Below are 10,415 nucleotides of genomic sequence, written 5' to 3'. Positions count from 1 at the left end.
GCCGTCGGTCGCGGTGCCGAAGCAGGCCGTCACGCCGGGGTCGGGGAGGAGGAGCTGACCCGGCGCGATGGTGCCGACGTGCGCGAACGCGGGGACGTCGCAGTCCGCCCGGACGCTCGAAGGCGATGAGGCGGGCCCGTACGTGCCGAGCTGCAGCATCCGCAGCATCCGGGCGCTCGGGGAGATCAGCACGATGCCGTGCGCGGCATCCGTGAGCTCCGTGACCGCCGCGTCGCTGAGCGTGTACGGATCGCTCATCACGAGGGTCGTGTTCGCGTCGAGCCGGCCAGCGGCGTCGGCGCGCGAGCGCACCACGTCGACGCTGACGCCCTGCTGCCGGAGGATCTGCGCGAGAGCTTGCATGCCGTCCGCGCCGGGGCGTTCAGGGTCGAGTGCGTCGCGCTGGGCGGAGGAAGGAGCGGTGAGCAGCAGTCCCGCGACGGCGACGACCAGCACCAGGGCGGAGACGAGGACCCAGCCGAGGATGCGGCGCCCTCGGCGCGGCGTGCGCACGAGCGTCCCGCTGTCCCCGGCGCGGGGGGAGCGCGTGTCTGGTCCGTCGCCGATGGCCGCCGCCTCGGGCGCGGAGGGGGGAGCGACGGGGCTCATGCGGGCACCCCCTCGGGCAGCGCCTGCGGACGCAGCGCTGCCACGCGCTCGTCCGTCTCGGCGAGGGCGCGGTACCGGGCGGCGGATCCGGGGTGTCCCAGGTAGCGCACGTCGTCGAAGGCGACGGCGGCGGCGTGCAGAGCCTCGCCCTCGGCGGGGAACGGCACCGCCGCCTCGCGGGCGATCGTCTGTGCGGTCGCACCGGGAGCCGGGGCGATGAGGTCGCGTTCGATGAGCGACCGGGCGATGGCGCGGTAGCGCAGCACGATCGCCTCGGTCCAGTCGCCCTCGCGTGCGGCGCGGTCGGCGTCCGTGCGCAGCTGCGCGGCGGTGCGATCGTCCGCGGATCCGAGGAGGACGGCTCCCGTCCGGCCGGTCCGGGAGCGTCGCGGACGTCCCCAGATCAGCAGCACGGCGATGAGCGCGGCGACGAGCAGGGCGCCGATCACGATCGCCGCCCACGGGCCGAGGTCCGCGGCATGCTGCGGGGTGAGCAGCTCGACGAGCCAATCGATCACGGCGCGCGCCCACTGATCGACGAGGGTGGGTCTGGCCTCCTGGTACTCGGGCTTCGACAGCTCCTGCTCCGCGAGGCGGCGTGCGCCGTCGCCGTCGGGGACCAGCGGGATCGCGGCGAGTCTCGCACCGAGCGCCGCGGGGAGGGCGATCAGCGCGACGCGGAGGGCGCGGCCGATCATCGCCGATCGGATCCCGGCGCGGTCCACCCCTCGTCCGGCGCCGCCCAGGGGCTCTGCTGCGCGGGCGGGATCGGTGCGGGGGGAGCGGGCGGTGCGGGGGGAGCCGGCGGCGGCGCGGCCGGAGCGGTCGAGGGCGGCGCGGCCGTGTGCGCCGGAGGGACGGCCGGATATCCCGGCGGCACGGCAGGGGAGCCCTGCGGTGCCGGTGCGCCGGCGTAGCCCTGCGGTGCGGGTGCGCCGGCGTAGCCCTGCGGTGCGGGTGCGCCGACATAGCCCTGCGGTGCCGGATAGCCCGGAACCGGGCCGGGCGGCAGGGGGTACGGCACCGCGGTCGGGGCGGGACGGAACCCGGCACGCACCTCTCTGGACGGATCGAGCCGGAACGGATCGGTCCCGTCGTCGTAGCCGGCCGCACGGCGCTCCATGCTCGCCATCAGATCCTGATCCAGGCCTTCGTACCGCATCCGGCAGTCGATGTAGACGAGCGACCCTGCCGTGGCCTGCACCACGGAGCTGATCGACTGCAGCACGACGACGAGGACCTGGGTGATCGCGAGGCCCACGATCGCGCTCACCCCCAGGGAGAGCTCGGTGCTGCCGGTCGGGTTGAGCACGGGGCCGAACAGCGAGGTGATCAGGCCGCCGATCGTGCTGATCGCCTGCGTGCCGACGTACATGATCGCGCCGATGAGGAACACGATCCCGAAGGCGAACCAGAAGCGCCCGCGGGTGAGGCGCCAGGAGCGGATGATCGCGGCGCGGACGCCGGCGCCCTCGAGCACCAGGAGCGACGGCACGAGCATGAGCTTGGTGCCGATCCAGACCGCCAGCACCACGACTCCCGCGATCCCGGCCAGCACGGCGAGGACCGCGAAGACCATGCCGGGGCCGTTGAAGCCCGTCGGCACGGCGATCGAGAAGAAGGGCACGCCGATGATGAGCACGGCGGCGACCACTCCGGCGACGCCGTAGAGCAGCGTGTAGCCGATCAGGCGCCAGGCGGCCGGCCGCACCCGACGCCAGAGGACGCCGAGCGTCGCGCTCTCGCGCAGCACCGCCGCACGCACGTCCGCCGCGACGATGCCCTGCACGATCGCGGTGAGGGCCACGGAGAACAAACCCATGAGCAGGCCGGCGAGGCCGATGAACGCCATCGAACCGAGGTACAGCGTGAGCCATTCGTCGCTGCCCTGCCGCACGGTGCTGAGCCGGCTCAGGGTCGCGAAGGACACGGCGCCGACGACGGCCAGGACGACGACCATCACGATCAGCTGCATGACCACGGCGAAGCCGAAGAGCACCTTCGGGTTGTGCCGCAGCGCGGCGAACGACTTCCCGAGGACCGTGCCGAACCCGAGCGGGCGCAGCGGGATCAGACCCGGTTTGGGCGCGGGGGTCCAGCCCTGCGCATTCACACTGTGCTGGCTCACGAGTCCTCCGGTTCGCGTGTGGGTCCATCGTGTCATACCCCCGCGGCGCCCGGATCGGCGACGCGATGGGTGCGTGCGGAGCCCTTCGGCCGACTTCCGCAGGTCGTGAAGTACGCTGGACCGACGTGGGGGCGCCCATCCGTGCCCCCGTCCCGCAAGAGATCCGAACACCGCGAGATCCGAAAGACGACTGCCCGCCCATGACCTCACGCATCCTCGTGGTCGATGACGACACGGCCCTGGCCGAGATGATCGGCATCGTGCTGCGCACGGAGGGCTTCGAGCCCGTGTTCTGCGCGGACGGCGCGAAGGCCGTGGACGAGTGGCGCGCGCAGCGCCCCGACCTCGTCCTGCTGGACCTCATGCTCCCCGGTATGGACGGCATCGAGATCTGCACGCGCATCCGCGCCGAGTCCGGTGTCCCGGTGATCATGCTCACCGCCCGCGGCGACACCGCCGACGTGGTCCGCGGCCTCGAGGTCGGCGCCGACGACTACATGGTCAAGCCCTTCAACCCGAAGGAGCTCGTCGCCCGCATCCGCACCCGGCTGCGTCCCACCCCGCAGTCGACCAGCGAGGTGCTGCGCATCGGGGACCTGACGATCGACGTCGACGCGCATGAGGTGCGGCGCGGCAGCGCCCCGATCGCACTCACGCCGCTCGAGTTCCAGCTGCTCGTCGCGCTCGCCTCCAAGCCGCAGCAGGTGTTCTCCCGCGAGATGCTGCTCGAGCAGGTGTGGGGCTATCACTACAAGGCCGACACCCGGCTCGTGAACGTGCACGTGCAGCGCCTGCGCGCCAAGGTCGAGGTCGACCCGGACAATCCGCGCATCGTCACGACCGTGCGCGGCGTCGGATACCGCGCGGGGAGCGTGGTCTGACCCGCATGCGGGTCGTGCCCACCCCTCCGCCGAGAAGCGGCCACCGCCGATGCTGAAAGCCCGCCGATGACGAACACCGTGGCGCTCGCGAACGCGGCGGTGCGCGGCATGCGCGGCGGAGGGCACCGCACGGCCCAGCTCTGGCGGCAGTCGCTGCGCTTCCGCACCATGGTGATCGCCCTCGCCCTGACCAGCGTCGCCGTGCTGGTGACCTGCGTGGCGATGGCCCTCGCGGTGCAGAACAACCTCTGGGAGTCGCGCAAGGATCAGGCGCTCAAGGACGCGAGGCGCGCGGCGAACTCCGCGCAGTCGTTGCTGGTCTCGGCGGACACTCAGGGCAACCGCACCGCGCTGACCGGGCTCATGCGCGACGTCAGCGTGCAGGTGCAGTCGGTCTCGGCGTCGCCGCTGTACGGGGTCATCCCGCTCGACTCGCAGGCCGCCCTCGGGTTCACCCAGACCGGCTTCAGCCAGGACCTCGTCTCGGATCAGCTCTCGCAGCGCGTCTCCAAGGACGCCACGAAGCAGTGGTGGCAGCCGGTCGCGCTGCAGGACGCCGACGGCTCCGTGCACGCCGGGATCCTCGTCGGCCAGCAGCTCAGCGTCCCTGGCGCGGGGACGTACGCGCTGTACATCGCGTACGACCTCGCCGACACCGAGCAGACCCTCGTGCTCGTGCAGTCGAGCCTGTGGATCGCGGGGATCGTGCTCGTCGCGCTGATCGGCGTGATCGCCTGGTTCTCGCTGCGCACCGTGGTGCAGCCGATCACCGAGGCCGCGGAGTCCAGCGCCCGCTTCGCCGGCGGCGACTTCGACGTGCGACTGCCGGTGCGGGGGCAGGACGAGCTGGCCACGCTCGGCCGTTCCTTCAACGCGATGGCGGACAGCATCGAGGCGCAGATCAAGGAGCTCGGCGAGCTGTCGCTCGTGCAGCAGAGGTTCGTCTCCGACGTCTCGCACGAGCTGCGCACGCCGCTCACGACCATCCGGCTCGCCGCCGAGATGCTGAACGACCGGCGCGAGGAGTTCGACCCGACGACCGCGCGCACCGCGGAGCTGCTGCAGACGCAGGTGCACCGCTTCGACACGCTGCTCGCGGATCTGCTGGAGATCAGCCGCTACGACGCGGGATCCGTGCAGCTGGAGACCGAGGCGGTGAGCCTCGCCCACCTCGCGGAGGACCTGGTCGACGAGATGCGCCCGCTGGCGGAGACGCACGACACCGAGCTGCGCTTCGTCGCCCCCGGCGGGCACACGCCCGTGGACCTCGACCCGCGCCGGGTGCGCCGCATCCTGCGCAATCTCGTCGGGAACGCGATCGAACACGGCGAGGGGTATCCCGTCGTCATCACGGTCGACAGCAACCAGAACGCGGTGGCCGTCGGCGTGCGGGATCGGGGCATGGGCATGACCGCGCAGGACGCGGAGCGCGTGTTCGACCGGTTCTGGCGGGCGGATCCCTCGCGCAAGCGCACGATCGGCGGCACGGGGCTCGGGCTCTCGATCGCACTGGGAGACGCGCGACTGCACCGGGGCACGCTGACGGTGTGGTCGCAGCCGGGGGAGGGCACCAACTTCGTGCTGACCCTTCCGCGCGGAACCCGCCCCCTCGACGGCGCATCGCCCGTGCCCTCGGAGCCGGTCGAGGCGATCGCCGAGATCGGCGTCACGACCGCGCCGATCGCGCAGCCGGGCGACCACGCGGAGCCGGAGTCGTCGGCGGACCGGCAGGAGGAGTCATGAGGATCGGACGGATGCTGCGCGGCGCGATGGTCGCGCTCGCTCTCCTGGGGCTCACCGCCTGTGCGTCGCTGCCGATCACGGGCGATGTGCGCCCCGGCCTCGCCGCGGGGCAGAGCGGCGGCGGTTCGGATCTCGCCTTCGTGCCGCAGGGGCCGTCCAACGGCATGGATCCCAAGGGCATCGTCCGCGGGTTCATCGACGCGGCTTCCAGCCCCAAGGACAGCTGGGGCATCGCACGGCAGTTCCTCACCGCCGACGAGGCGCAGAAGTGGAAGCCGGACGCGGGGGTCACCATCGACACCGGATCCGCCGAGCGCCGCTTCGACCTCCCCGACGTCCCCAAGGAGGCGACCTCGACCTCCGTGCACCTCGCGCTGCAGCAGACCGGCACCGTGGACGAGACGGGCGCCTACTCGGGAGCGCCCGTGAACCGCGCGGCCGAGCTGATGTTCGCGCTCGTCAAGAACAAGGACGGCCAGTGGCGCATCTCGGCGGCGCCCGACGGCATCGTGCTGGACGCGGACTCCTTCGCCGCCGCCGACGTGTTCGCCCCCTACGCGCTGCAGTACTTCGACTCGACCTGGACCTACCTGGTGCCGGACGTGCGCTGGTTCCCGAAGCGGGAGAACACCGCCAGCAGGATCGTGCAGTCCCTCGTCAGCGGCAAGCCGAGTCCCTGGCTGACCGGGGCGGTGCGCACCGCCTTCACCGGAGACATCGCACTCGGCCGGAACGCGGTGATCTCCGACTCCCAGGTCGCCGAGGTCGCTCTCAACGACGCCGCACTCAAGGCGGATCCGGTCACGCTGGCGCGGATGCGCACCCAGCTCGAACGCAGCCTGAGCAGCCTGAGCGGTGTCGGCGTGCTGCAGGTCAAGCTCACGGTCTCCGGTCGCGATCTGAATGCGGGATCCGCCCCCGCCGCGCCGACGACCGTCGACCCGCGTCCGCTCGTGCTCACGGACAAGGGGTTCGGCTATCTGGCCGGCGGCGAGCTCACCCCGATCGCGGGCGTCTCCGTGCCGTTGGAGAGCTTCCCCGAGCCGATCGCGGCCATCCGCGCGGCGACCGGGGCGCAGCGCGTCGCGGTGCAGGGCGCGAGCGGCGTCGTGTACGCCGTGGCCGACGGCAGGACGGACGAGATCGACAGCCGTCCAGGACTCATCCCGCCGTCCCTGGATCCCTTCGGATACATCTGGACCGTTCCCCGCACATCGCCCTCGTCGATCTTCGCCTGGCCGAATTCCAGCTCGGGCTCGGCATCGGCCTCGCGCTCGCTCGCCGGTCCCTCCGACGCCGGGCAGATCACGGCGATGGCGGTGAGCAGGGACGGAGCCAGGCTCGCCATGGCGGTGACCGCGAACGGGCAGGTCCGCATCGAGGTGGTCGCGATCACGCGGGACGACCGCGGCGCGCCCACCGGGCTCGGCGTGGCGGATCCGAACGTGATCTCCTGGCCGGCCGCGGCGCTCGACATCGCCTGGCTGGACGACACGACCGTGGGCGTGCTCGCGACCGACGGGGCGTCCCCCCTGCTGCGGCAGCAGCAGGTCGGCGGACCGGCGAGGACCGTCGACGTGCCGGAGGCGACCCAGACGATCGCGCCCGCTTCGCCCACGTCCACCGTGCAGCTGTTCGGCAACGGCGTGCTGTGGGTGCGCAGCGGCCCCGCCCCGACGCAGGTCAGCACGAACGTGAAGGTGCTCGCGGTGCAGCTCGGCGGCTGAGCCGGTCCATCGTCCTGCACAGAACCTCGGGGGAGCGGAGAGCGCACCGATCACGGGCTGTCCCGCCCTCCGGCGCGCCTCGGCGTGCAGACTCGCGGGATGATCCCCGAACCCCGATCCCGGCCGACGGACGTCACGGCGCCCCCGCGGTCCGCCCTGCGCCGTGTCGTCCAGGAGATCGCTGATCTCGTCTTCGCCTCGGTGTGCGCCGGGTGCGGAGCCGCGGGGGCTGCCCTGTGTCTGTCGTGCGAGGCCGAGCTCGCGCCGCGCGTGGTGCGCCCCCGGTCCGACGTCGTCCCGCTGCGGGCCGGCCTCGTGTTCGACGGCGTCGCGGCCTCCGTGCTGCGCGCGGTCAAGGAGGAAGGGCAGACCTCGCTGATCCGGTCGCTGCGGCCGGCGCTCGCCGCCGCCGTGGACGACCTGTGCGCGGGAGCGGGCGCGCCCCGCCGCATCGATGCCGTGGTGCCGCTGCCGACCACCCGAGCGGCGTTCCGGCGCCGCGGATTCCGCGTGCCGGAGATCCTCGCCCGCGGCACCGGCGTCCCGCTGCTGCGAGCGCTGTCCTACGCGCGTCGGGTGCAGGATCAGCGCGGACTCGATGCGCGCGAGCGCAGGGCGAACCTCGCCGGTGGCCTCGTCGCGTCTCGTGCCGGGGAGGGGGCCGCGGCGCTGATCGTCGACGACGTGATCACCACGGGATCCACCTGCGCGGAGGCGGCCAGAGCGCTCCGAGCGGCGGGGTTCCAGGTCGTCGGGGCGGTGGCCGTGGCCGCGACCGGACGGCGCGGATGAGCGCGCCGGAGGCGGAGCTGCGGAGCATCGTGCCCGGGCCTGAGAGGTCTCCTAGCGGATCCGCACGACACGCAGATGAATTGTGGATGACATGTCGGGGTGGGGCGACTACGGTGGGGACTCACAAAGGCGACCACGGTCCGCCCTTGGCCGGGCGGACCGGAACAAGGAGGTCAGGATGGAAACGAACATCGTCGGTGTCGGAGTCGGCATCAGCGATCGATTCCGGGCGGTGGTCGAGGAGAAGACCGCACGGATCGCGACTATCGCGACGAAGGCGCAGAGCCTGGACGTGAAGGTCACTCATCGTTCCTATCGCGGCGGTCATGTGGAGGACGAGACCGTCGAACTCACTCTCATCGGCAGGGGTCCGCTGGTCCGCGCGGAGGCTCGCGACGCGGACAAGTTCGTGGCGCTCGACCTCGCCGTCGACAAGCTCATCGAGCAGGTGCGGCGCGCGAAGGAGCGTCGTATCGACGGGCGGCACCATCCGCGCGGCGCGCGGTTCGAGAAGGGCACGGGCGAGCTCGCGGGCATCGACGTGCACCCCGTCTCCGCGGACACGCTGCACGCGGTGGCCACCGGTGCGATCCCGACGCTCGAGATCGAGGAGGAGTACTCCCCGGTCGTCATCCGCACCAAGAACTTCGACGCCGAGTGGATGACCGTCGAAGAGGCCGTCGATCGCATGGAGCTGGTCGGACACGACTTCTTCCTGTTCGTGGACGCGCGCAGCGACCACCCGAGCGTCGTCTACCGCCGCAAGGGCTGGGACTACGGTGTGATCTCGCTCACCACCCAGGCGGCCCCGGCCGAGGAGCTCGTCGGCTGACGCGCCCCTGACAGACGAAGCGCTGCGCCCCGGTCCCGGAGGACCGGGGCGCAGCGCTGTGCACGGCACCCCGAAACATGAGTCGTCCCCGTGAGCGCATGCCCTGGGGTGCGCTCACGGGGACGACTCGAGGGTTTGGGGCCCAGAGAGCTCGGGCCGAGGGGCGTCAGTCGAAGATGTCGCCCAGGAGGCCGCCGATGACGAGGCCGCCGAGCACGCCGGTCACGACGTCTCCGCCGCCGGAGCCGCGACCGCCGCCCCACCCGTTGCCGCCGCCCCAGCCGTTGCCTCCGCCGCCGCCCCAGCCCTGATCGGGGCGGGATCGGTCGATGTCGTGCTGGGCGAGCTGGAGCGCTTCTGCGGCGAGCTGGGCGACGCGACGCGCGGTGCTGAGGGCCTGCTCGCGGGTCTCCTCCGCGGGAATCAGTCCGGGAACGTCGACGCGGAGCCGCTCGGCCTCGGCGAGACGCGTGCGGGCGTCCGCGCCGATCCAGCCGCGGTGGCCCTCGATCAGGCCGCGGGCGACGCCGAGCTGCCGGTCCGCGTCGTCGAGCGCGTGCTGCACGGCGTCGATCGTGGGCAGGGGGTGCTCCGCGCGATAGCGCGCGGCCGCGATCGCCGCGTCCAGCGCGGTGTTCGCCGCGCGCAGACGGGTGAGCTCGCCGAACGGATCCGTGCGGCTGCCGACGGGCGCGAGGGCGTTCAGCGCGCGCTGCAGCTCCGTCGCCGCCGCGGCCACGGCGGGTGCGTCGGGCGCCATCGGCAGGGCTGCGAGGTCGTTCCGCGAGTCGGCGACGACCTCGGCGAGCGTGGATTCGGCCCGCAGCGCCTCGATCTCGAAGTCGTCCACCGCATCGAGCAGCGCGGACGCGCGGCGCGTGGCCTCGGTCGCCGTCTCGAGCGCGAGCACGGCCTCCTGGTTGCGGCCGGCGTCGCGGCGCCGCTCGAACACGTCGGCGCCGTGGTTCGCGAACACGACGAGCTGAGCGGCCTCCTCGGCGCTGCGTGCGACGCGCTGCATGGCGGTGTCGGAGTAGCGCGTGGCGAGCCGGTCCACGGACGCCTGCGCATGCGGGACCCTGCTCTCCAGCGCGGCGGCGTCCGCGCGCACCTTGGCGACGACCTGCGGCGCATTGCGCACCCGGGCGACGGCGTCCGCGATCGCGGCGGACTTCTCGTCGATCAGGTCCTCCGCCCACTGGCACAACTGCACGATGCGGGCGTTGCGGGTGCGCAGCTCCTCGGCGGTGTCGGGGATCTCGTCATGGTTCAGCTGGTGCAGCTGGAACGCCTCGCCCATGTGCGAGCGCACCGCCTCGAGCGCGGCCTGGAAGTCCGCGGTCATCTCGTCGCCGAGCTCGGCCGTGGCGAAGGCGAGCTCATCGGAGGAGGTGCGGATCCGCTCGTCGGCGGCGACGATCGCCTGCTCGGCGCGCCGCGCGAGATCCGCGTCCTGCGCCTGCAGCTCTTCCTGTTCACGTTTGCGTCTGCCCCAGAATCCGGCCATGCGCCGATCCTATGGTCCCGGACCGTGGACGGGCTGTGGATCCGCTACGCCCTCGGCGATCACGCCGCCGGCGGCCCGCCGCGCACGGGCCGCCGGCAGCGCGTCAGGCGATCGCCGCGCGGTGCGTCAGCTCGGGCGCACGCGGGGGCACGAGCCACGCGAGGGCCGCGACGAACAGAGGCAGGCCCACCGCGAG

Annotated in this window: 9 protein-coding genes; 5 read left to right on the top strand and 4 right to left on the bottom strand. The window is 72.7% G+C overall.

Going from position 1 to position 10,415, the window contains the following annotated elements:
- The 3 genes from B7X32_RS13675 to B7X32_RS13665 all read right to left on the bottom strand — a co-directional run.
- Nucleotides 1–609 (bottom strand): DUF4350 domain-containing protein (locus tag B7X32_RS13675; protein ID WP_292720587.1); only part of this gene is annotated, 609 nt, incomplete at its 3' end.
- Complete coding sequence (locus B7X32_RS13670) at nt 606–1,307, bottom strand: DUF4129 domain-containing protein (RefSeq protein WP_292720585.1); 702 nt, start codon at nt 1,305–1,307, stop codon at nt 606–608. The genes B7X32_RS13675 and B7X32_RS13670, both read right to left, overlap by 4 nt.
- Nucleotides 1,304–2,737, bottom strand: coding sequence for a glycerophosphoryl diester phosphodiesterase membrane domain-containing protein (locus B7X32_RS13665; RefSeq protein ID WP_292720582.1), 1,434 nt, complete (start codon nt 2,735–2,737; stop codon nt 1,304–1,306). Before B7X32_RS13665 ends, B7X32_RS13670 begins: the two co-directional genes overlap by 4 nt.
- A 200-nt stretch (nt 2,738–2,937) precedes the next feature.
- Between B7X32_RS13665 and mtrA the strand changes: the two genes are divergently transcribed.
- The 5 genes from mtrA to raiA all read left to right on the top strand — a co-directional run bounded on the left by mtrA (nt 2,938) and on the right by raiA (nt 8,712).
- Nucleotides 2,938–3,618 carry an MtrAB system response regulator MtrA gene (gene mtrA / locus B7X32_RS13660; RefSeq protein WP_292720580.1) on the top strand — a complete coding sequence of 227 codons (681 nt, stop codon included), beginning with the start codon at nt 2,938–2,940 and terminating at the stop codon, nt 3,616–3,618.
- 108 nt (nt 3,619–3,726) lie between these two features.
- Nucleotides 3,727–5,361, top strand: a complete 1,635-nt coding sequence (mtrB, locus tag B7X32_RS13655; protein ID WP_292720591.1) for an MtrAB system histidine kinase MtrB — start codon at nt 3,727–3,729, stop codon at nt 5,359–5,361.
- Nucleotides 5,358–7,088, top strand: a complete 1,731-nt coding sequence (locus B7X32_RS13650) for an LpqB family beta-propeller domain-containing protein (RefSeq protein ID WP_292720578.1) — start codon at nt 5,358–5,360, stop codon at nt 7,086–7,088. The genes mtrB and B7X32_RS13650 overlap by 4 nt, the downstream gene beginning before the upstream one ends.
- A gap of 99 nt (nt 7,089–7,187) precedes the next feature.
- A complete protein-coding gene (locus tag B7X32_RS13645; protein ID WP_292720577.1) occupies nt 7,188–7,880 on the top strand; it encodes a phosphoribosyltransferase family protein in 693 nt (230 codons plus the stop codon).
- 178 nt (nt 7,881–8,058) lie between these two features.
- The gene (raiA, locus tag B7X32_RS13640) at nt 8,059–8,712 is read left to right on the top strand and encodes a ribosome-associated translation inhibitor RaiA (RefSeq protein WP_292720574.1); all 654 of its coding nucleotides are present in this window, start codon (nt 8,059–8,061) and stop codon (nt 8,710–8,712) included.
- A 166-nt stretch (nt 8,713–8,878) separates the two neighbouring features.
- Here the strand turns inward: raiA and B7X32_RS13635 are convergent, their stop codons facing one another.
- Nucleotides 8,879–10,219: a hypothetical protein gene (locus B7X32_RS13635; RefSeq protein WP_292720573.1), complete on the bottom strand. Its 1,341-nt coding sequence runs from the start codon at nt 10,217–10,219 to the stop codon at nt 8,879–8,881.
- Nucleotides 10,220–10,415 lie beyond the last annotated feature (196 nt).

Origin of the sequence: Microbacterium sp. 13-71-7 (genome assembly GCF_002257455.1) — a bacterium.
Taxonomy (GTDB): Bacteria; Actinomycetota; Actinomycetes; order Actinomycetales; family Microbacteriaceae; genus Microbacterium.
The sequence above is the reverse complement of the archived record's forward strand: the minus strand, read 5'-3'. Positions and strand labels throughout refer to the sequence as shown.

Coding starts and splice junctions, on each gene's coding strand:
- mtrB (WP_292720591.1), top strand. CDS start 3,727: ATGCGCGGCGGAGGGCACCGCACGGCCCAGCTCTGGCGGCAGTCGCTG.
- B7X32_RS13635 (WP_292720573.1), bottom strand. CDS start 10,219: ATGGCCGGATTCTGGGGCAGACGCAAACGTGAACAGGAAGAGCTGCAG.
- mtrA (WP_292720580.1), top strand. CDS start 2,938: ATGACCTCACGCATCCTCGTGGTCGATGACGACACGGCCCTGGCCGAG.
- raiA (WP_292720574.1), top strand. CDS start 8,059: ATGGAAACGAACATCGTCGGTGTCGGAGTCGGCATCAGCGATCGATTC.
- B7X32_RS13670 (WP_292720585.1), bottom strand. CDS start 1,307: ATGATCGGCCGCGCCCTCCGCGTCGCGCTGATCGCCCTCCCCGCGGCG.
- B7X32_RS13650 (WP_292720578.1), top strand. CDS start 5,358: ATGAGGATCGGACGGATGCTGCGCGGCGCGATGGTCGCGCTCGCTCTC.
- B7X32_RS13645 (WP_292720577.1), top strand. CDS start 7,188: ATGATCCCCGAACCCCGATCCCGGCCGACGGACGTCACGGCGCCCCCG.